This is a genomic window from Providencia sp. PROV261 (assembly GCF_028477945.1).
In the GTDB taxonomy this organism is placed as follows: domain Bacteria; phylum Pseudomonadota; class Gammaproteobacteria; order Enterobacterales; family Enterobacteriaceae; genus Providencia; species Providencia stuartii.
This window is the reverse complement of sequence record NZ_JAMPMC010000042.1, coordinates 1-22753: the sequence shown is the minus strand read 5'-3', so window position 1 is coordinate 22753 and position 22753 is coordinate 1. Positions and strand designations below refer to the sequence as shown.

The following is a 22753-nucleotide window of genomic DNA, read 5'->3' as shown; positions in this document are numbered from 1 at the left end:
CCACTCAATGTTTAATTCAATTTTTAGAATAAGTATTTAAATCTGACTCTGGAGCCATAACGATCTTTATCGCTATTTTTCACTTCGATATCTTTTCCATCAATTACAGAGTAGTAAGCGCCGATATAAATTTTAAAATTATCCATATCAAGTATGTTTGGTAACTCATATGAAGTATATAAAGTGTGAATATCATATTTTCCTGGACCAAAAATAACTTCATTATCGATGTCACTATCATAATTTAATGCGTAGGACTTGATATCATTATGAGCGTAAATATAACCCAGCTGCAAGCGGCGCCATAAAATATTGGCACCAGTAGTAAAATCTGTTTCATTGCTAGCATCTAAATAAGCCGTACTCCAGTTTACGTCGATACCATTTGTTGGATCATCTTTTAAGCTATTCCAACCTAGAGTTAAACCATATCCATTACGCTTAGATTGGTTTTTAAACTCACCTGTATTTTTATCTTCATAACCATAAGCATTTTTAATAACATTACTTTCAATGGCGGCGGCTACTTTAAAGTTGTCTTTATTCCAAGCGATCACAGGTCGAACATAGATAACATTTTTCTTATTGATTTGTTTTCGCCCATGGTATTCGCCATCGGTAAAGATACTGGTGCCATCTTCGATTAATAGATTTGTTTCAAAATACCAATTATCGTATTTAGTATTAAACATCATGCTGCCGCCACTATTGCTTCTTCCTCGGCCTTCTTTCATCATATAGATATAGCCAAAGCCATCACTATAGGTATCATTCGCGGTATTACCTGAATACTCAATAAAGGTATCTTGATTTAATGGGAACATATCGTAGGCTTCATAGCGGCCTAATTTTATTTGCCAACTCTCTTTTTTACCAAAGTAGAATTTGGCATCATCTAAACCAATTTGTCCATTAATATTAGCGAGTGGTTGAACGGAAAAGCCTGCATAGTTGTTATTCTTTAAAGAACGCTCACCATCAAGTCCAATTAGAATACGGCCATTAATTCCCCATTTATCATAATCACCAAAATCTTTATCTTTTCCTGCCTGAGTATTTACTGAGGTCAGTTGCCCTTTTTTACTAGCAATATCAGTATTAAATTCGACATCACCGTAAAGTTTAAGCTTGCCATATTGGCTATTGGTTTCGATTAAATGTGGGGCTTCAGTATGATTTGTCGTAGCTGTTGTATTATTGATTGGCTGATTAATAACTTGACGATTTTGTAATGCTTTTTCTAAATTAGCTGCTTTTTGTTCAGCAAGTTCTGCTCTTTTTTCAGCAGCAAGTGTTCTTTGCTCTAAAAGCGCTAAACGTTGCTCTATTGATAGAGAACTTGTATTAGCTTCGGTTATAACAGGCATAGCTAATCCTAAGCTAACAGCAGTAGCTAATAGTTTAGTTTTCATTCTTTATTCCTTGTTTATATCTGGATGGAAAACAGAGTTTCCATCCGATAATTTATTATTTGATTAGTGTATGTATGTCTATTTCAGTTAATGAGTGCACTTCACGATCAGCTTCAGGCAGTGGGCCTTCAGCGATAATACCAATAGCATAAATCCTCGCTTTTTTAAGGGCTTGTATTCCTGCCATTGAATCTTCAAAACCAACACAATACTGAGCAGGCACATCAATGAGCTGCGCTGCTTTTAAAAAGATTTCAGGATCGGGTTTACCTTGTTTTAATGACTTAGGATCAACAATAGATTGAAAATAGTGCTCTATAGCCAATTTTTTCAATATAGTTGGCGCATTTTGGGATGCAGAGGCAATAACACAAGGTATATTGTATTGGTTAGCCTGCTTAATTAAATCTAATACGCCGGGTAAAATATCTTTTGGGCTAATGTTATCAAGTAACTTTAGATAATATTCATTTTTCCTTTCAGAGAGCATATTTTTCTCTTCAATAGAAAATGAATTTTGCTTATTACCATGGCGTAAAATTTTATCTAATGACTCTACTCGGCTGATTCCTTTTAAGGATTGGTTGAATTGTTCATCAATTTCAATCCCGATTTCGCTAGCCAGCTTTTTCCAAGCTAAATAATGGTAACCGGCGGTATCAACAATAACACCATCAAGATCAAATATGAGTCCTTTAACCATTAGCGTTACCCTCATTAGAATTTAAGGAAAAAGGTGTGTTGGGAACAAGGCTATAGAGGTGGTTATTGATTGATATTGTGCATGCTTTATCACTCATCACCGTAATATTGTTATGAGTTACCCTGATGTGGAACAAAACACATTGGTGCCTTAATTTAAAACTCAGCCCTTGCCACTGTTTAGGTAACGAAGGCGCGATATTAAGAATATCTTGTCGAATATCGACACCAGCGTAAGCCATGATCGTAGTATTTAAAGTCGCTGCCATCACTCCGGTATGTATGCCTTCAGCCGTCGTTCCACCTTGGATATCGTTGTAATCTGAGTACAAGGCATCCTGATAGAGTTGCCACGATAGGTCATGGAGCTGTATTTGTTCGGCTAAATAAGCATGAACAATGCGCGATAAGGTTGAGCCATGAGAGGTGCGTTCAAGGTAATAATGTAGATTTTTCTCCGCAAAGCTTTCAGATAATGAGTAGCCCAGAGATTCAATTAAAGATTTCACAGTTGTTTTATCTAAGTTATTAAACAACATGAGTGTGTCGGCTTGTTTAGCGACTTTGAAATCATCTGCTGATTTATTTTCTTTACGTAGGATCCGATCCATTCGGTAAATATTGCCATATTTCTGGCGATAGCTTTCCCAGTCGAGATCATCTAACGCAAAGTAGCCTGCAAATTGTTCAATAACGTCATCTTGATTTAGCGTGACAGCGAGCTGCGTTTTAATTTGGCAGAGCTTGTCGAGCGTATTTGCAGAAAAACCAAATTCAGATAATTTGTCAGTAAAACGTTTATCGCGATACAGCGTCGTCATCTCATTGAAAAGCCACGCCACCATTAAATTGGTATAGGCATTATCTTTTAGGCCGCCTTCTTGAGCATCGGCATATTTTTCATGAAATTCATCGGGGCCCATGACGCCACTGATATGAAAACGTTGGTCTTGCTCATCCCACTGACATAGGCTAAGCCAAAATAACGTGATGTCATTGAGCAGCTCTAAGCCATACTCTTCCATAAATGGGTTATCAAGGGTATTACGCCAATATAGCCACACGTTGTAAGCGATGGCTAATGAAACATGGCGTTGGCGACAACTGTGGTCAGGATCCCACTGACCAGATAATGGATTTAAATGCAGAACTTGAGTTTGCTCTGTACCATCGTGACCTGACTGCCATGGGAACATAGCGCCTTGGAAACCGGCGGCCTTCGCTGCGAGTCGGGCAGCTTCTAATCGGCGATAACGATAGAGTAAAAGTTGGCGAGCGGTATTAGGGAAGTGCATGATATAAAATGGGAAAATAAAAATCTCATCCCAAAAAATATGCCCTCGATAAGCTTCTCCGTGTAGCCCTCGTGCGGTGACGGAAACATCAAGTTTATTTTTTTCGTTACTAAACGGTGACGCTGATGAAAGTAAATGGTAGGTATGTAGACGTAATAATTTTTGCGTCATTAAATCCCCTGATACTGCAATATCAGCTTCATCCCATAAAGTTTGCCATGCTTGTTTTGTTTCTGCTAACTGGGTTTGCCAAGCGGGAAGTTCCCATTTCGTAACATCTTGCCAATTATCGGGGTAAGCCGTAGATGTGGTTAGCGCGACACTTTTTTCAACAGTATAGGGGGTATTTTTCTGAGCATTGAATGTGATACTTTGCTCAACAACTGAGTCAGAAAAATGGCAAATAATGTCTTGTGGTGAAAAGAAATCACCACAAAGAGAGGATGCTAAGCCAATCCCTATTTTTGATTGATGAGTTTGAGCTAACAGATAAGCATTTTGTTGCTTTGCACCACCTTCTAACACACTGTAATGGTTTTGATTTAGGCTACGATATCGTTCTACTCCTGCATTACAAGTGTTCCCTTCTAAGCGAGTGAGAAGGGTCATTTCGCCAGAAAAATTTAACGGAATAAATTGGTAATGTAGGCAGTAATGAGACATATTTGCCATATTGGCAAACTTGAAACAGCGAATATTCAGTTGTTTCCCGTCTGTTGTTTCAATAAGCCAGTCAGAAGATAGGACACCGGTTTTAAAATCTAAATGGCGGGTTAGAGCAAGTGTGGTTACATTATTTGGATGAATGTAGTCGCCATCTCCGATTTTAAGCGAAATAAACTGGCCATTCGGTGCATTAACAAAGTCTTCGTTGACCACTTGGTGATCGTTGACTTGAGAGGTTGCTTGATTATATAGGCCTGCAATATAAGTTGCAGGGTAATAATCATGACTCGCTGTCATCTCCGGTAATGTACCGCGCAGGCCAATATACCCATTTGCCACCGTTAATAGTGACTCTTGGCAATACTCATCTTTCCCTGATGTTAAACCGGAATACTCAATTGACCAAGTAACTTCTTTTTCCCGATGAATGAATTTCCTCTCTAAGCTGTCCTGTTGATTTACTTCCCTGATATTTTCAATAATAAATGGCTTATTAAGAGATTCTGTAAATAAATTTGCGACATCAATAGTTTTATTATCTTGTGTTTTTATCACATAAGATTTTTTTCCATCGTCATCGACTGGCCATTGTATAACGCCACCGTCAATCAATTGAAAGTCGCTATTTATTTTCTTAGCGATATTTAACCAGTCATGATAAGTACTATTTACGGTGTCAAAGGTGTAATCATATTTATTATTATTGTACTCAACAGACACGCTGATATCTGTAAAAACAATGTATAAGTAATTCATAATAAACCTTAAATTTGATGATATATTAATTAGCTTGTAGCGTGCCTTTTCTTTCTTTATAGCGATAGGCGATAACGGTTAATGCAATGGGAACGACAACGGCGACGACCATAGCGAACAGGTAAACTAACCAATAAGTTGGTTGTATCGATAAAATGCCAGGTAAACCACCCACGCCAATACCATTAGATAGAACATGGTTTAAACCACAAATCAGTCCTGCGAGTGAAGCACCAACCATCGCACATAGCATAGGGAAGCCATATTTTAGGTTAACACCATACATAGCCGGCTCTGTTACACCTAAATAGGCTGAAATAGCGGCTGGGATAGTAATTTCATGTTCATTTGCTTTACGGCTAACAATAATGATACCGACAACCGCTGAAGCTTGGGCAATATTTGATAATGCGATAATAGGCCAAATAGGGGTGCCGCCGTAACTTTGAGTCATCTGTAAGTCGATCGCTAAGGTTGTGTGATGTAACCCTGTGATCACCATTGGCGAGTAGAAAAAACCGAAGATAGCTGAGCCAATAGGCGCAAAGTCACCTAGCATTAATAGCTTGATGACTTCGGCAATACCATTGCCAATGCTTCTGCCAATAGGGCCTAAAATAACGTGTGCGACGAAGACTGAGATAATCAATGTGACGATTGGAACAATAACCAATTTTAAATAATCGGGAATGTAACGGCGTAAACGGGTCTCAAACCAGCCGAGGAATAAACCTGCTAAGATAGAAGGGATGACTTGCGCCTGATAACCGACTTTCTCAATTGTAAACAGCCCAAAGTTCCAAACATCAGGGATTTGTGAGCCTAAATTATAGGCATTCATTAGCTGAGGAGAAACTAAAGTGATCCCTAATACTAAACCTAGGGCTGGGGTACCCCCCATCTTTTTAGTTGCAGACCAGCAGATGCTAACAGGTAAAAAGTGGAATATTGCTTCGCAAGGTAACCATAGGAAATCATAAATAGGCTTTAACCAAGGATAAAAATAGGTTAAAGGTTTATTATCCGATACAGGCATCTCACCAATAACGTTACGCAAACCTAAAAGTAAACCACCACAAATTAAAATAGGTAATAGTGGTACGAATATTTCTGCCAAATTTGCGATAAGCCTTTGCCAAAAACTCATATTTTTTTTGGCGTCAGACTTTACTTCATCTTTACTTTTTGTTTCTAACTCAAGATGCTTTGAAAGAATTTGATAATAGTGGTCAACATCGACACCAATAATAACTTGGAACTGTCCGGCATTATTAAAACACCCCTTAACAAAAGGGATTTGTTTTATTTTATCTATTTCTGCGATATTAGGGTCATTAAGAACAAAGCGTAGCCTTGTTAAGCAGTGAGAAACACTAATAATATTATTTTTACCGCCAATCAGTGCAATAAGCTCTTCAATGGCCTTTAAATCTTTGGCACTAGGCATATTTATTTTCTCATCGTAGTTATGTTTTTTTTAATATATATCCTTATTTGCATTATTTGAACGGGAACGTTCCCATAACTAGACGATGATCACAAGTAATAATAATTATTTTCTTAAGTTATTAATTTAATTTATCACTGGAGATAATGATTTTTTGTGGCGGAACATCTTCTTTTGCCATTTTAATCAATATATTAGCAGCCTCTTTCCCACTCTCTCTAAAGCCTAAACGGTAGAATTTGGTTTGAGGAAATAAAAAGGCCAATAAATCATTTCGCCCAATACAGGCCACATCGATATGATTCATGTTTTGTTCGGATAAGTATTTTTGTACACCAAATGCTAATGAGTCTGTTGCGCACAGTATGGCTTGTGGTGATGTGGTTAAGATCTCTTTAGCAAGCATATAGCCACTTTGGTAATTAAGTTCACCTAATTGTGCGTGAGGGGTTAAACCTTGCTGCTGACAATAGTGTAGATAAGATTGGTAACGAAGTAGGCCCGTTGTTTCATCGTGAACATTGATCCCGATATAACTTATTTGTTGGTAATTTTTTTGTTTATGAAAATAGTGCATAAGGTTTTTAACCGCACTTTCATCATCGTGACAAATAGAGACAAAACCTTCTAATGGTCGCGCAATAACAACCATTTTTTGTTTCCAATTGGAGAGCTTATTGATATCAATGCCTGAAAAAGCAAAAAAGACAATCCCATCAACCTTTTGGCGAGCAAGCATTTTTAAATGTTCCTCAACTTTTTCCGGTTTAAATTGACTCTCTAAAATAATAGGGTCGATATTATTTTGATAGAAAATAGGTAGCATGGAACTGACTGCTTGGTTTTCAGCGTAAGAATCTAAACGCGTCATGATGATGCCGAAAGAGCGGTTTGAATAGCCTCGCATTGCACGGGCAGATTTTGAGGGAGTAAATTGGTATTTTTCAATTATTTGATTAACTTTTTGCCGAGTCTCTTCATTAACCATTGGGTCTTGATTAATCACCCTTGAAACTGTTGATTTACCTACGCCACATAGCTTTGCAATATCATTAATGGTGAGTTTCTTTTTATCCGTTTTTATCATAATGTTTTGTCTTAATTAGCTAAATACTTATAAAGGCTTAGTCATTTATATTTATTTTCTATTTATGTGCTTAGTCTAACTCATTTTTTTCAAGGCATCTGTAGAAAAGAAGCGATCAATACTTATCTTAGTCGTGAAATCGCGTTTTGCTTTGATGCCATTATGAGTATTTCTTCTTCATAACTCATTAGGCTGACTTATTCCTTTGCGTTACATCTAATGAATTTTTGGCATTTCATAACCCAACTTGCACGCCATATAGTCAATTTAAATGGTTGTCATAAAAAAGTGATATAACACCGGAAGAGCAAGATGGAATATTTACCGTTATTTGTGGATCTTCGATCCCGCAAAGCTGTGCTAGTTGGCGGCGGCGATGTTGCAGCACGCAAAGCAGAGCTATTGCTTAAAGCTAATGCCGCGCTTGTCGTCATTTCTCCGACATTAAACCCACTCTTACAGCGCCTTTATGAGCAAAATGCATTTGAGTGGATTAAAGGTGAGTATCACTCTGCACATATTGAGAAGGCATATTTGGTGATCGCTGCAACTGATAATCCCTCATTGAATGAGAAAGTTTTTCATGATGCGGAGTCTCAACACACCTTTGTAAATGTGGTTGATGAAAAGCCGCTATGCTCTTTCATTGTGCCTTCAATCATCGATAGAGACCCTGTCGTTGTTGCTATTTCATCGGGGGGAACGGCTCCCGTACTTGCTCGTTTATTACGCGAAAAACTGGAAGGGATGCTACCACATTCACTAGGCCAGATGGCTGAGATAGCAGGGCGCTGGCGCGAAAAGGTGAAAGAGTCTATTACCAGCATGCGTGAGCGCAAACGCTTTTGGGAAAAAAGCTTTAATGGTCACTTTGCCTCATTGGTTGAAAAAGGCCAACTTTCACAAGCAGAGCAGCAGTTAGAGAAACAACTGTATGAGCAAGATACTAGCGGGGAGCTGACCCTTGTTGGCGCAGGCCCCGGAGACGCAGGGCTATTAACATTAAAAGGTCTGCAAGTTTTGCAAAATGCAGATGTTGTTTTATACGACAACCTTGTTAGTGAGGAAGTGCTTGATTTAGCACGGCGTGATGCAGACAAAATTTGTGTTGGAAAGCGAGCTCATCGTCATTCAGTTCCCCAAGAAGAGACCAATTCGTTAATTGTCAAACTAGCGAAACAGGGGAAAAAAGTCGTACGTTTAAAAGGTGGTGACCCCTTTATTTTTGGTCGAGGTGGCGAGGAGCTTGAAGTGGCTGCCGCCGCAGGTATTCCTTTTCAAGTGGTTCCCGGTATTACAGCAGCGATTGGTGCGACAGCGTATGCGGGGATCCCTTTGACGCACCGTGAACATTCTCAAAGTGTCACGTTTATCACAGGGCACTGTAAGAATGATGGGAATGAATTAGATTGGCCAGCTTTGGCTAGAGGTCATCAAACCTTAGCCATTTATATGGGAACGGTAAAGGCGGATAGCATTAGTAAACAATTGATTTATTTTGGGCGCTCCCCAGAAACCCCTGTGGCAGTCATCGGTTGTGGTACACGCAGTAACCAGCAAGTGCTTAGTGGTCAGTTGCATGAATTAGAAGCACTTGCGCAAAAAGCGCCTTCGCCTGCTTTATTAGTGATTGGTGAAGTCGTCGCATTACATCAACAGTTAGCTTGGTTTGGTCATCAAGTCGTGGAAAACAGATGGCGTTCAGCCGTGCTGGAATTGGCTTAATAGAAGGAGGCCATCATGAATGAAAAACGATTGACCCATTTGCAGCAGTTGGAAGCTGAAAGTATTCATATTTTACGTGAAGTGGCTGCTGAATTTGCAAATCCAGTGATGCTTTATTCAATAGGCAAAGATTCATCCGTTATGTTGCATTTAGCGCGTAAGGCTTTTTATCCAGGTAAATTGCCATTTCCATTATTACATGTGGATACAGGGTGGAAATTTCGTGAAATGTATGAATTTCGTGATAAAACGGCGAAAAACTATGGTTTCGAACTCCTAGTTTACCGGAATCCAGAAGGGGAGGCGCTTGGTATCAATCCCTTTATACATGGTAGCGCAAAGCATACAGACATTATGAAAACGGAAGGTTTAAAACAAGCGCTGGATAAATATGGTTTCGATGCAGCATTTGGGGGGGCAAGGCGTGATGAAGAAAAATCACGCGCAAAAGAGAGAATATACTCTTTCAGAGACCGTTCACACCGTTGGGATCCTAAAAACCAACGCCCTGAATTATGGCATAACTATAATGGGCAAATTAATAAAGGTGAGAGCATTCGCGTCTTCCCACTATCCAACTGGACAGAACTGGATATTTGGCAATATATCTACTTAGAAAATATCGATATTGTGCCTCTCTATTTTGCAAAAGAGCGCCCTGTATTAGAGCGGGATGGCACACTATTGATGGTAGATGATGACCGTATAGATTTAAAAGCGGGTGAAGTGATTGCTAAGCGAAAAGTGCGTTTTCGGACGCTAGGGTGCTGGCCATTAACGGGGGCTGTTGAATCACAGGCAGAGACCTTACCTGAAATTATCGAAGAGATGCTGATATCCACGACGAGTGAACGTCAAGGTCGGTTAATCGATAGTGACCAAGCTGCATCAATGGAGCAAAAGAAGCGTCAAGGATATTTTTAAGGGGAAACGTTATGGCAGATTTAGCATACAACGAAATTATTGCGGAACAAATTAAGCAACAAGGTGGAGTTGAAGGCTACTTATTAGCACAGCAACACAAAGGGCTATTACGCTTTCTAACCTGTGGCAATGTTGATGATGGTAAAAGTACCCTGATTGGTCGCTTATTACATGACACTCGACAAATTTATGAAGATCAACTTTCTGTGTTGCAAAATGACAGTAAGCGTATAGGCACACAAGGAGAAAAATTAGATTTAGCATTGCTGGTGGATGGCCTTGCTGCGGAGCGTGAACAAGGTATTACGATTGATGTCGCTTACCGCTATTTTTCGACCCAAAAGCGCAAATTTATTATTGCGGATACGCCGGGCCATGAACAATATACGCGTAACATGGCGACAGGCGCCTCAACTTGCTCACTGTCTATTTTGTTGATCGATGCTCGAAAAGGAGTTCAAGAGCAAACTCGACGTCACAGTTTTATTAGTACACTGCTGGGTATCCGTCACTTAATTGTGGCAGTTAATAAGATGGATTTAGTGGATTACAGTGAAGCTGTATTCGAAAAAATTAAGCAAGACTACCAAAAATTTGCTACCGAATTACCTGTTGATCTGAATGTTTGGTTTGTACCGATTTCTGCTCTTGATGGCGATAATATTGTTAACAAAAGCCAAAATATTCCATGGTATCAAGGTGAAACGCTACTACACATTTTAGAAAATGTTCAAGTCCAGCAAAAAGCCTCAGAGCAGGCATTACGCTTCCCGATCCAATATGTGAATCGACCAAACTTGGACTTTAGAGGCTATAGTGGAACCTTATCTTCAGGGATTGTGAGTATCGGTCAATTTGTTAAAGCATTACCATCGGGTCAAGTCTCTAAAGTTAAAGATATCATTACATTCGATGGTGCTTTGCAGTTTGCTGTTCCGGGGGAAGCAATCACATTAGTGTTAGAAGATGAGATTGATATTAGCCGTGGAGATTTAATTGTTGCAGAAAACGATACGTTGCAGAGCACTCATCATGCCTTGATTGATGTGGTTTGGATGTCGGAGCAGCCACTTGTTCAAGGGCAACAGTTGGATATCAAAATCGCGGGCAAAAGAAGTCGCGCCAAAGTTGAAAATATTCACTATCAAGTCGATGTTAATAACTTAACACAAAAGGTCGCTACTGAACTGCCGCTTAATGGTATTGGGCTGGTGGAGTTCTCTTTTGATGAGCCACTATTATTAGATAACTATCAACACAATGCTGATACAGGTGGCATGATCCTAATTGATAGGCTCACGAATGTTACTGCGGGAGCCGGCTTAGTACGTGAGGTTACCGGACAGTTTATTGAGCAAAAAGATAACTTTAGCGAGTTTGAAATTGAACTCAATAAATTGATTCGACGCCATTTCCCTCATTGGGGAGCGCGCGATTTACTCGGTGGAAAATAAACATGATGGCGCTAACGGATAATCATATTGTTTGGCACGATCATCCCGTCACTCGGCAAGTTAGAGAAGCGGCAAATGGGCATAAAGGCGCGGTATTGTGGTTTACAGGGTTATCAGGATCAGGTAAATCGACATTAGCGGGAGCGACTGAGCAAGCTTTAGCCGCGATGGGAATAAAAACCTATCTGCTTGATGGTGATAATGTACGTCATGGTTTATGTGGTGATTTAGGGTTTAGCGAGGCGGATAGACAAGAAAATATCCGCCGGATTGGTGAAGTAGCTAAATTGATGGTCGATGCAGGCCTAATCGTCGCAACGGCTTTTATATCGCCTTATCAGGCAGATAGAGCGCGTGTTCGTGATCTGTTTGAAGAAAATCAATTTTTTGAGCTTTACGTAGCAACCCCCGTAGAAGTGTGTGAACAGCGCGATCCTAAAGGGCTTTATAAACAGGCCAGAGCAGGAAAAATTAAACAGTTTACGGGGATCGATTCTCCTTACCAAGAGCCGCTAAAACCCGAGTTACGGCTTGATGGTTTACAGCCTATCAACGACTCGGTGACAAGGATTATTCATCTGTTAACTCATCAACAAGTGATTAAGATTTAAACTATTCTTCATGAGATGATGTTGCTGGATAGATGTGATTTTCAGTAACATCTCTTCGCGTTCATCTGTCATTTCCCCTTAGCTTTCCTGAACATAAGACCCACTTGGGTTAGTCTTGGTCTTCTATAGTGGCGTTACATAAGTGCAAAATATTTTGCATGAAGGCTCGTGTTTTCGTTGGTGAATTTTACTCAGTTAGGTAATAGTTTGATGATAGGCATAGAGATAAGATTTGATTCTGGATGAGAAATTAAACAAAGGACATATTGTTAACATTAATTTGAGTGAAATTTAGCCATTTAACCGGTAATTTTTACTTACTTTTATGACATTACTTTCTTCATAGTAGCGTCATGAGCTCAGTTATGGGATGATTAGCTAATCATTTCAGGGGGCAAAATGGGCAAATTAACGCTTCTATTAATCGCCGTATTGGCTTGGACACAATATTCTCTATGGTTAGGGAAAAATGGCATTCACGATTACGTCCGAGTCAAAGACGATGTTGCGGCGCAAGAAATTATCAATTCTCGCTTAAAAGTGCGTAATGAGCAGCTATTTGCTGAAATTAATGACTTGAACGATGGTCAAGATGCTATTGAAGAGCGTGCCCGTACAGAGCTTGGAATGATCAAACCTGGAGAATCATTTTATAGAATGGTAAAAGAGAGTAATAACCAAAAAAAATCTAAAAATTAATAAGTTATAAACTCTTTTATAATCTGTTATATCTATCGGTCATTAATTTCAATGTAAGATCCAACATAATGAATAACTCAATAATTGGGGTAGATTCGCAAGTGGTTGCGATAATTCCCGCGGCAGGTATTGGTAGTCGTATGAAGGCCGATTGCCCAAAACAGTACTTGCAGGTTGCAGGGAAAACTATCATTGAGCATACAATTAATGCATTGCTATTGAATCCTCATGTTGCCAGTGTTGTTATCGCGTTGAGTCCTGATGACGACTATTTTGCTAAGCTTGATATTGCGCAAGATTCACGCGTGACGACAGTTGAAGGTGGCAAAGAGCGAGCAGATTCGGTATTAGCAGGGTTAGACTTTTTAGCCCAAGACGGCAATATGCATAATAAGTGGGTATTAGTGCACGATGCGGCACGCCCCTGTTTGCATCAAGACGATTTAAATAAAATTATTCAATTATCAACAAAAAATTGTTGTGGAGGGATCTTGGCAGCTCCGGTCAGGGATACCATGAAACGGAGCCGAAAAGCTTCTGATCTCATCGATCATACAGTGGAGCGGGAAGCCTTATGGCATGCATTGACCCCACAATTTTTCCCTTTGTTGTTATTGCGAGATTGCTTAAGTAAAGCTTTGAAAGAGAATGCGGTTATCACAGATGAAGCCTCTGCACTTGAATATTGCGGCTATCAACCTGTATTAGTTTCAGGACGTTCTGATAACCTGAAAGTGACTCGACCAGAAGATCTGGCACTGGCGGAATTTTATCTTTCTAGAATGAAATAAAAGGAATAAATAATGAGAATTGGGCACGGTTTTGATGTGCATAAGTTCGGCGGTGATGGTCCTATCATTATTGGTGGTGTCCGTATCCCTTATGAACACGGTTTATTGGCACACTCTGACGGTGATGTGGTATTACACGCAGTAACAGATGCTATTTTAGGTGCAGCAGCACTTGGTGATATTGGTAAGCTCTTCCCTGATACCGACCCTGCATACAAAGGTGCAGATAGCCGCATATTGCTAAAAAAAGCTTACTGCCATGTTCGAGAAAAAGGCTACAGCATTGGAAATATTGATGTCACTATTATGGCTCAAGCACCAAAAATGTTGCCACATATCCCGCAAATGCGCGTCAATATTGCTGAAGATCTTGAATGTCACATGGGTGATATTAATGTCAAAGCAACAACAACCGAGCAATTGGGGTTTGTTGGGCGTAAAGAGGGCATTGCATGTGCGGCGGTAGTGCTGTTAGTGAAAGATAATGGTAATGAAACTCATGAATGTACAGTACCTGCATGGTAAACCTCTCTCAACAGGTAAGCTAAAAAGTCAGCCAGAAGATTTTATTGTCAAAGAAGATCTTGGCTTCGAACTGGACGGCGAAGGCGAACATGTTATGGTTCGCATTGAAAAAACAGGTTGCAACACATTATTTGTGGCTGAACAGTTAGCTAAATTTGCAAAAATTTCAGCTCGTTCAGTGAGCTATGCGGGTTTAAAAGACCGTAATGCAGTGACTGAACAGTGGTTTTGTTTACAAATGCCAGGTAAAGAAACGCCTGATTTTTCATTATGGCAGCTTGATGGTTGTAGAGTCATCGCGACAACGAGACAAAAACGCAAGTTACGTATTGGAACATTGAAAGGCAACCAGTTTGAATTGACGATCCGAGATATTTCAGTACCTGAGGATGTTGAGGCTCGTTTACAGAAAGTTGCAGAACAAGGCATTCCGAATTATTTTGGGGAACAAAGGTTTGGCCGTGATGGGCAAAACTTAACCCAAGCATTACGTTGGGCGAACCAAGAAATTACGGTTCGTGAACGTAATAAGCGTAGTTTCTATTTATCTGCCGCACGTAGTGCTATGTTTAACCATGTTGCAAGTGAACGGATTGAAAACCAAACCATAAACCAAGTATTACTTGGTGATGCGCTACAACTAACAGGGCGTGGAAGTTGGTTTGTTGCAACGGCAGAAGAGTTGCCTACCTTGCAAGCGCGTGTTGCTTCTGGCGAATTGAGTATCACTGCGCCTTTGCCCGGTGATGGCGAATTAGGTACGCAAGAGGATGCACTGGTTTTTGAAACCAACAGCTTAGAAAGCTATCACTCTTTGATGACACTGATGAAAAACGAACGCGTCTCATCGACACGAAGAGCGATGATTGTGAAACCGCAAAATTTTCAATGGCAATGGATTGACCAGACTACATTAAAACTCAATTTTTTCCTTAATTCAGGAAGCTTTGCAACAAGCGTGGTGCGAGAAATCATTAATCAGGATAGTGCCGATGTTAAAGATATTATTGAGTAACGACGATGGTGTGACTGCACCGGGGATCCAGACATTGGCGGCAGCTTTACGTCAATATTATCAGGTGCAAGTGATTGCGCCTGATCGCAACCGTAGTGGGGCATCGAACGCATTAACGTTAGATAGGCCTTTAAGGATCCAAACTCTTGCTAATGGTGACTTTTCTGTACAAGAAGGTACGCCAACAGATTGTGTTTACATTGGTGTGAATAAAGTCGTTAGGCCGCGACCGGATATTGTTGTGTCAGGAATTAACTGTGGGCCTAATTTAGGTGATGATGTGATCTATTCAGGGACAGTTGCTGCGGCGATGGAAGGGAGGCACTTAGGGTTACCTTCAATTGCGGTATCATTGGATGGAGATACCCATTTTGAAACTGCTGCAAAAATAACCTGTGATATTCTCGCGTTATTACATAAAAACCCTTTACGGGCAGGTAACATACTAAACATTAACGTTCCTGATATCCCTTATGAGGATGTTAAAGGGATCAAAGTCACTCGCTGTGGTAGCCGTCATGCTGCTTCAGAAGTCTACAACCTTGAAGATCCTAAAGGTAATATGTTGTATTGGCTAGGGCCTGTAGGGGAGATCCGTGATGCTGGGCCGGGTACTGATTTTGAAGCCGTATCACAAGGTTATGTTTCAATTACCCCATTACAAGTTGACTTAACAGCGTATAAAGCACATTCATTAGTTGAAGAGTGGTTAGAAAAATCGGGAGTGAAAGTAAAATGAGAACAGGCCTCATGAAAGAACTTTTGGCACAACTACGCCAACAGGGAATTCACGATGAGCGCCTGTTAGATGCTTTGTCACAGGTTCCTCGTGAACGCTTTGTTGACGAAGCCCTATCGCATAAGGCTTATGATAATATTCCATTACCTATCGGTTATGGGCAAACTATCTCTCAACCTTATATTGTTGCAAAAATGACTGCATTACTGGCGATTAAGCCAGAAGATCATGTATTAGAAATCGGTACAGGGTCAGGTTATCAAACCGCTGTTTTAGCGCACCTTGCAAAACATGTTTTTTCTGTTGAAAGGGTAAAAAGTTTGCAATGGACGGCAAAACGTCGTTTTAAGCAGCTTGATTTACATAATATCTCCACTCGTCATGGTGATGGCTGGGAAGGCTGGCAATCTAAAGGGCCTTTTGATGCAATTATCGTGACGGCGGCACCCAGTGAAATTCCGCCTCGGTTACTACAGCAATTAAAAGACGGTGGGCGTTTGGTTCTGCCTGTGGGGGATAAAGATCAAGCGCTGAAGCTAATTACGCGCCGAGGGAATGATTATCATGCTAATGTGGTCGAAAAAGTACGTTTTGTTCCGCTAGTAGCGGGTGACTTAGCATAATTTTTGCTTATAGTCATATTTGGTAAAATAGGGCACTTTAACAGCTTAAAGTTAAGAATGTTGTATTTTCCATTAAGTCATAATCTCAAATTGTTATATTTTTGATATATTTGGCTTGTTCAATATTTTATATTTCTGCTTTAATAAGCAAAATACTTTTAGTGACGAGAGCTAACAGGCTCTAATGTTTTACTGACACAAATTTATTTGCTATGTCAGATTTTTCTTCACGGGAGAAGAAGCATGAAAATTGTTAGCCCAATAAGCAGAATTCGATGGGCGGTGATCTTTTCATTTAGCGGGGCATTATTGGCTGGATGTTCAACTCCGTACCATACAGCAGCGCCTATTTCTAGCGTAAATGACGGTCAGACGAGTCAATCAAGTCAACAAACTGTTCAAAGAACGGCACCTACTGGTGGTACAAGTACAGCGATGCCTTCTTCTCGACCTAATTTGTCTTCGAATTCTTCATCATCTATTCGTACCTCTGCCCCAGTCAATATGGATGGGCAAGGGCGTATTATCTATAACCGCGACTATGGTAGCATCCCTAAAGGTAGCTACAGTGGCAGTACTTACACCGTACAACGCGGTGATACACTATTCTATATTGCTTATATAACTGGTAATGATTTCCGTGAGTTAGCAGCTAAAAACAATATTGCAGAGCCTTATAGCCTAAATGTTGGGCAAGTGATCAATATTGGTAACGGAAATGTGAACTCAAACGGGCAATTGGCCTCAAATTCATCAAATAGTAATCAGCAACCGGTTGATCTTCGAACAACTAATGCGTATCCTGCAAATGGAAGCGGTCAAAATTCAGGTAAGATGTTGCCTAATAATAAGAAGCCTGCAACGCAAACTTCTACGGCAACAACAACGACGGCAGCTTCTACCGCCTCTACGACGACAGCAAGCAGTACAAATAGCTCATCGATAAAATGGCGTTGGCCAGCGGAAGGGAAAACAATAGAAGGTTTCTCTGATGCTCAAGGTGGAAATAAAGGCATTGATATTGCCGGTTCACGAGGTCAACCTGTACTTGCTTCTGCTCCAGGTAAAGTGGTTTATGCAGGAAATGCACTACGCGGATATGGAAATCTTATAATAATAAAACATAACGATGACTACTTGAGTGCTTATGCACATAACGATACGTTACTTGTGCGTGACCAGCAGGATGTTGCCGCGGGTCAGAAAATAGCCACGATGGGTAGTACCGGAACGAGTTCGGTTAGATTACATTTTGAAATTCGTTACAAGGGAAAATCAGTAAACCCGCTGCGCTACTTACCGCAGCGATAAACTGGGCAGAGTGCAATGACATTCTGCCCTCATTATCAAGGGTAGGAGTCACTGATGAGCCAAAGTTCGCTGAAAGCTAACGAGTTATACAATGACCTCGACGATAGCATGATGGATGATGCTTTTGATGAGAGTCAGTTCAAAGAAGAGGATCTGGTTACTGAACTAGATGATGAAATGGATTTACTCCAGAACACGAATCAGCGTGTTCTGGATGCCACTCAAATTTATCTCAGTGAAATTGGATTCTCTCCGCTCCTAACTGCCGAAGAAGAAGTCTTCTACGCGAGGAGAGCGCTACGTGGAGATGTTGCTTCACGTCAGCGCATGATTGAAAGTAATCTTCGGTTAGTTGTTAAGATCTCTCGACGTTATAATAATCGGGGATTAGCATTATTAGATCTTATTGAGGAAGGTAATCTAGGGTTAATTCGCGCTGTTGAAAAGTTTGATCCTGAAAAGGGGTTCCGCTTCTCAACGTATGCGACATGGTGGATCCGTCAAACGATTGAACGTGCCATCATGAATCAAACTAGAACCATCCGCCTCCCAATTCATATCGTCAAAGAGCTCAATATTTACCTTAGAACTGCCCGCGAATTAGCGCAAAAACTCGACCACGAGCCTAGCGCTGAGGAAATCGCTGAACAGCTTGATAAACCAGTAGAAGATGTCAGCCGTATGTTGCGTTTAAATGAACGTATTACATCGGTCGATACGCCTATTGCTGGCGATTCAGAGAAATCTTTACTTGAAGTTCTCTCTGATGAGAATGAATCAGGCCCAGAGCATACAATTCAAGATAACAACTTAAAAGAGAATATTGTGAAGTGGTTATTTGAATTGAATCCAAAGCAGCGAGAAGTCCTTGCTCGGCGTTTTGGGCTATTAGGCTATGAAGCTGAGACGCTAGAAGAAGTTGGCCGAGAAATTGGGTTAACAAGAGAAAGGGTGCGCCAGATACAAGTGGAAGGGCTAAGGCGGTTAAAAGATATTTTACAAGGAGAGGAGCTTTCCTTAGAAGCCTTATTTAATATGTAAATATCTTTGTGAATACCATAACGAAAGCCCTCAATATTTGATTGAGGGCTTTTTTCGTTAATGATAATAAATGGTCGAGTTTCTCATCATAGACTTTAGCTTACCGTCACACAGGAACGCCACTATGAAATTTAAAATCGTGGTCTACTGAGGTGATAAGTTCGGCTTCAACGAGACCGAACATCTCAACACGCTCGCTAATATCTGTTTTACTGATTGATTGCGCTAACTGTAGGTAATCTTGATAGTGCCTCGCTTCTGAGCGCAGTAATGAGACATAAAAGCTCGCTAAATCATCGTCTAGAAAAGGAGCCAATTTCGCGAAACGTTCACATGATCGAGCTTCAATATAAGCACCAATAATCAGTTTATCGACCAATGTTTGTGGTTCATGACCACTCATATGACTGAATAGCCCTTTAGCGTATCGACTTGCCGTTATACCATCATAAGCAATATTTCGCTGATGCATAATTTCCAGCACTTGATAAAAATGGTGCAGCTCTTCTTTAATCAAGAGTACCATTTTATCAATTAAATCTTGGCTATAGGGTGACTGCTTTTTCGCCAAGATCTGTTTTGATATTTGGTTTTTATTCTTTAGCGTATGAATATCACCAATACGATCGTAGGCAAAGTCTTCATAAGGCTTAAACCAAGCAAGCAATGTTGCCGCACTCTCTTTATCAACCGCATATTTACGGATCAAAAACATCGCACTTTGCGCCGCCTTTAGCTCACATAATAGATGATCTTTTAAGAGTATAGGGAGGCTTTCTGGTTCACTGGCTTTTTTAACCCAACTATCAGGCGTTTCACAGCGTAAAAACTGCCTGATAGGCGCTAGAAGTTCAGCGTGGTCTTGCATACTACTTATCCATTTCCTTTAAACGATATAACCAATCTAACGCTTGCCTTGGCGTTAACTTATCAGGGTCGATACTTTCAAGAGCGCTAAGAACAGGGGATGGCTCTTCTGGCACTAAGAAGCTGAGTTGTGCGCTATCAACATGGCTCGCGTTGGTATTATTTGAAATAATTTCTAACTCTTTGAGCTTTTGTTTGGCACGCTTAATAACATCTTTAGGGACGCCTGCTAGAGAGGCTACCGCAAGGCCATAACTTTTACTTGCTGCTCCTTCTTGAACATTGTGCATAAAGGCGATGGTGTCGCCGTGCTCCATTGCATCAAGGTGAATATTGACCGCGCCTTCTAATTTTTCAGGTAAGGTTGTTAATTCAAAGTAATGTGTGGCAAATAAAGTCATGGACTTGATTCGGTTAACTAAGTTTTCAGCACAAGCCCAAGCAAGTGACAAACCATCATAGGTTGAAGTGCCTCGACCAATTTCATCCATTAGGACTAAACTTTGCTCTGTTGCATTGTGTAAAATATTAGCCGTTTCAGTCATTTCAACCATGAAGGTTGAACGCCCGGAGGCTAAGTCATCGGATGCGCCAACACGGGTAAAAATACGATCAACAGGTCCAATGACCGCTTTTGTTGCAGGTACGAAACTACCAATATAGGCAAGTAGTGTTATCAATGCAGTTTGGCGCATATAGGTACTTTTACCCCCCATATTAGGGCCTGTAATGATAAGTAGGCGACGTTGTGGGGAAAGTGAAAGCGGATTAGAAATAAATGGTTCACTCAGGACTTGCTCGACCACAGGGTGGCGTCCTTCAGTAATGTGGATCCCTGGTTTATCTGTGAGTTGTGGGCAAGCATAGCCAAGTGTTTCAGCACGCTCAGCTAAGTTATTGAGCACATCGAGCTCTGCAAGAGCCTCCGCACTGATTTGCAAGTCTGCCAAATGTGGCAATAGCATATCGAAAAGCTCATCATAGAGTGCTTTTTCGATAGCTAACGCTTTACTTTTTGAGGTTAAGACTTTGTCTTCGTACTCTTTTAGTTCAGGAATAATGTAACGTTCCGCATTTTTCAGCGTTTGACGACGTACATAATGAATAGGAACTAAATGACTCTGACCGCGACTGACCTGAATAAAATAGCCGTGTACCGCATTGTAGCCCACTTTAAGGGTATCAATGCCCAGCTTCTCTTTTTCGCGAATTTCTAGTCTATCAAGATAGTCTGTAGCTCCATCGGCAAGTGCTCGCCATTCATCGAGTTCGCTATTATAACCCGGAGCGATAACGCCACCGTCACGCACCAATACAGGCGGTGCATCAATAATCGCACGTTGCAGTAAATCCTGTAGCTCATCAAACTGGTTAATACGTTTTTGCAAGTTTTGCAGATATTCGCTGTTAGATTGGTTGAGGATTTGATGAATCTCTTGGTACTGTTCAAAAGCGTGGCGCATACGTGCTAAATCGCGAGGGCGAGCAGAGCGTAAAGCTAAACGGGCAAGTACACGCTCTAAATCACCAATTTGACGTAGTAATGGCTGTAATAGCTCGAAACCACACTCTTGTAAGGCGGCGATAGCTTGTTGGCGATTCGTTAGTGTTTGTACATGGCGCAATGGGGTATGAAGCCAACGCTTGAGCATGCGGCTTCCCATCGGGGTAACGCATAAATCCAAAATAGACGCTAAAGTATTATCTGTGCCACCAGATAAGTTTTGCGTGATCTCAAGATTACGACGTGTTGCAGCATCCAGAATAACGTTATCTGTTTGTTTTTCCATGATGATGCTACGGATATGAGGTAATGCCGTACGTTGAGTATCTTTGACGTATTGGAGAAGGCAGCCAGCAGCGCGTAGCGCTCTCGAGGCATTTTCGACCCCAAACCCAATTAAGTCTTTTGTGCCAAATTGTAGGCCAAGCTGCTGTTTTGCTGTTTCTAGCTCGAATTCCCATAGAGGCCGACGACGTAGGCCTTTACAGTTTTCGATTAACGCCATACTCGCAAAGTCTTCGGGATAGAGTAATTCAGCAGGGCGAGTACGTTGTAGCTCTGCTTGTAGAGACTCTTCGTCATCGAATTCACTGATGATAAAGCGCCCCGACGTGATATCTAAGGTTGCAAAGCCATAGCCTTGAGGCTCTTGCCAGACTGAGGCCAATAGATTGTCTTGCCGCTCATTCAGTAATGCTTCATCGGTGATTGTACCCGGTGTAACAATACGTACGACTTTACGCTCAACAGGACCTTTACTCGTTGCGGGATCACCAATTTGTTCGCATATCGCGACAGATTCACCCAGTTGCACCAATTTTGCTAAATAGTTTTCGGCCGCATGGTGTGGTACACCTGCCATTGGAATAGGCTGACCCGCCGTTTGCCCTCGTTTGGTGAGCGAAATATCTAATAATTGAGACGCTTTTTTGGCATCATCAAAGAAAAGCTCGTAAAAATCCCCCATACGATAGAACAGCAATATGTCAGGATGTTGTGCTTTTAGTTTTAAATACTGCTGCATCATTGGTGTGTGGGATTCAAAATTTTGGTTATCAGTCATAAGCTTGTTTGTCTAATCTGTTGAATTTATTTAATCCTGTGTCCGTTGGCTGTCTCATTAGACTCCATTTTATTGTAGAGAATGTCACAGAATCCCATGATTGAGTGTAGGTTAAAATGTAGGCTGTTTATGGGGCTAAAACCCAATGAGCATTGTAAATGCACCAATCTGCACTTTAGTCTAAACACATTGAATACTTTTATAATAAGCGTTAATTAGGGTAACACTTATGAGCCAAAAATCATCAGTAAAACCATTCTTAACACAGTATCGCAGCGATAAACTTAAGTGTAAAAATAGTTCTGAATCCTGCGAAAGCTCTGGTTTACGTATATTTTGTGGCATAACAGCCAGTAAGACCGTTTTCTACCGATATAGTAGCCCAGTTATAGGTAAACTTGTACAGCTAAAAGTCGGTAATTTTCCTCAAATAGCATTGATTGAGACTAGCGTTAAGTTGCAAGAGTTTAAACAGTTACACAAATGAGGTCGATGC

At 40.8% G+C, this 22753-nt stretch carries 19 protein-coding genes; 12 read left to right on the top strand and 7 right to left on the bottom strand.

What is annotated here, in order from left to right; translation table 11 throughout:
* Nucleotides 1-23: 23 nt before the first annotated feature.
* From PR675_RS18475 to treR, 5 genes are all read right to left on the bottom strand, one after another.
* Nucleotides 24-1412, bottom strand: a complete 1389-nt coding sequence (locus PR675_RS18475) for a carbohydrate porin (protein ID WP_004922935.1) — start codon at nt 1410-1412, stop codon at nt 24-26.
* Nucleotides 1413-1467: 55 nt separating this feature from the next.
* Nucleotides 1468-2115, bottom strand: coding sequence for a beta-phosphoglucomutase (gene pgmB, locus PR675_RS18470; RefSeq protein WP_004922933.1), 648 nt, complete (start codon nt 2113-2115; stop codon nt 1468-1470).
* Nucleotides 2108-4831: a glycoside hydrolase family 65 protein gene (locus tag PR675_RS18465; RefSeq protein ID WP_060560578.1), complete on the bottom strand. Its 2724-nt coding sequence runs from the start codon at nt 4829-4831 to the stop codon at nt 2108-2110. The genes pgmB and PR675_RS18465 overlap by 8 nt, the downstream gene beginning before the upstream one ends.
* Before the next feature lie 25 nt (nt 4832-4856).
* On the bottom strand, nt 4857-6278 hold the full coding sequence (treB, locus tag PR675_RS18460; RefSeq protein WP_004922928.1) for a PTS trehalose transporter subunit IIBC: 1422 nt from the start codon (nt 6276-6278) through the stop codon (nt 4857-4859).
* 121 nt (nt 6279-6399) lie between these two features.
* Nucleotides 6400-7365: a trehalose operon repressor TreR gene (gene treR / locus PR675_RS18455; RefSeq protein ID WP_004922927.1), complete on the bottom strand. Its 966-nt coding sequence runs from the start codon at nt 7363-7365 to the stop codon at nt 6400-6402.
* Nucleotides 7366-7677: 312 nt separating this feature from the next.
* On the opposite strand from treR, the gene cysG reads away from it, so the two are divergent.
* From cysG to rpoS, 12 genes are all read left to right on the top strand, one after another.
* Entirely contained in the window at nt 7678-9090 is a 1413-nt protein-coding gene (gene cysG, locus PR675_RS18450; protein WP_004922925.1) for a siroheme synthase CysG, read from the top strand.
* 15 nt (nt 9091-9105) lie between these two features.
* Nucleotides 9106-10014 (top strand): sulfate adenylyltransferase subunit CysD, encoded by a 909-nt coding sequence (cysD, locus tag PR675_RS18445; RefSeq protein ID WP_004922922.1) that lies wholly within the window; start codon nt 9106-9108, stop codon nt 10012-10014.
* Between the two features lie 11 nt (nt 10015-10025).
* A complete protein-coding gene (cysN, locus tag PR675_RS18440) occupies nt 10026-11468 on the top strand; it encodes a sulfate adenylyltransferase subunit CysN (RefSeq protein WP_060560577.1) in 1443 nt (480 codons plus the stop codon).
* Nucleotides 11469-11473: 5 nt separating this feature from the next.
* Complete coding sequence (gene cysC / locus PR675_RS18435; RefSeq protein ID WP_042116892.1) at nt 11474-12079, top strand: adenylyl-sulfate kinase; 606 nt, start codon at nt 11474-11476, stop codon at nt 12077-12079.
* Nucleotides 12080-12478: 399 nt separating this feature from the next.
* Entirely contained in the window at nt 12479-12778 is a 300-nt protein-coding gene (gene ftsB / locus PR675_RS18430; protein ID WP_060560576.1) for a cell division protein FtsB, read from the top strand.
* Between the two features lie 68 nt (nt 12779-12846).
* Nucleotides 12847-13569, top strand: coding sequence for a 2-C-methyl-D-erythritol 4-phosphate cytidylyltransferase (gene ispD, locus PR675_RS18425; protein ID WP_014656631.1), 723 nt, complete (start codon nt 12847-12849; stop codon nt 13567-13569).
* 12 nt (nt 13570-13581) lie between these two features.
* Nucleotides 13582-14094 carry a 2-C-methyl-D-erythritol 2,4-cyclodiphosphate synthase gene (ispF, locus tag PR675_RS18420; RefSeq protein ID WP_060560575.1) on the top strand — a complete coding sequence of 171 codons (513 nt, stop codon included), beginning with the start codon at nt 13582-13584 and terminating at the stop codon, nt 14092-14094.
* Nucleotides 14060-15109, top strand: a complete 1050-nt coding sequence (truD, locus tag PR675_RS18415) for a tRNA pseudouridine(13) synthase TruD (protein ID WP_060560574.1) — start codon at nt 14060-14062, stop codon at nt 15107-15109. Before ispF ends, truD begins: the two co-directional genes overlap by 35 nt.
* Entirely contained in the window at nt 15087-15848 is a 762-nt protein-coding gene (surE, locus tag PR675_RS18410; RefSeq protein ID WP_004922907.1) for a 5'/3'-nucleotidase SurE, read from the top strand. Before truD ends, surE begins: the two co-directional genes overlap by 23 nt.
* Complete coding sequence (locus PR675_RS18405; protein ID WP_060560573.1) at nt 15845-16471, top strand: protein-L-isoaspartate(D-aspartate) O-methyltransferase; 627 nt, start codon at nt 15845-15847, stop codon at nt 16469-16471. The genes surE and PR675_RS18405 overlap by 4 nt, the downstream gene beginning before the upstream one ends.
* A 243-nt stretch (nt 16472-16714) precedes the next feature.
* The gene (nlpD, locus tag PR675_RS18400) at nt 16715-17782 is read left to right on the top strand and encodes a murein hydrolase activator NlpD (protein ID WP_014656629.1); all 1068 of its coding nucleotides are present in this window, start codon (nt 16715-16717) and stop codon (nt 17780-17782) included.
* Nucleotides 17783-17836: 54 nt separating this feature from the next.
* Nucleotides 17837-18823 (top strand): RNA polymerase sigma factor RpoS, encoded by a 987-nt coding sequence (rpoS, locus tag PR675_RS18395; RefSeq protein WP_004922901.1) that lies wholly within the window; start codon nt 17837-17839, stop codon nt 18821-18823.
* A gap of 106 nt (nt 18824-18929) precedes the next feature.
* Here the strand turns inward: rpoS and miaE are convergent, their stop codons facing one another.
* Both miaE and mutS read right to left on the bottom strand, forming a co-directional pair.
* Complete coding sequence (gene miaE, locus PR675_RS18390; protein WP_004922898.1) at nt 18930-19691, bottom strand: tRNA isopentenyl-2-thiomethyl-A-37 hydroxylase MiaE; 762 nt, start codon at nt 19689-19691, stop codon at nt 18930-18932.
* A gap of 1 nt (nt 19692) precedes the next feature.
* Nucleotides 19693-22257, bottom strand: coding sequence for a DNA mismatch repair protein MutS (gene mutS, locus PR675_RS18385; RefSeq protein ID WP_014656628.1), 2565 nt, complete (start codon nt 22255-22257; stop codon nt 19693-19695).
* Nucleotides 22258-22753: the final 496 nt, after the last annotated feature.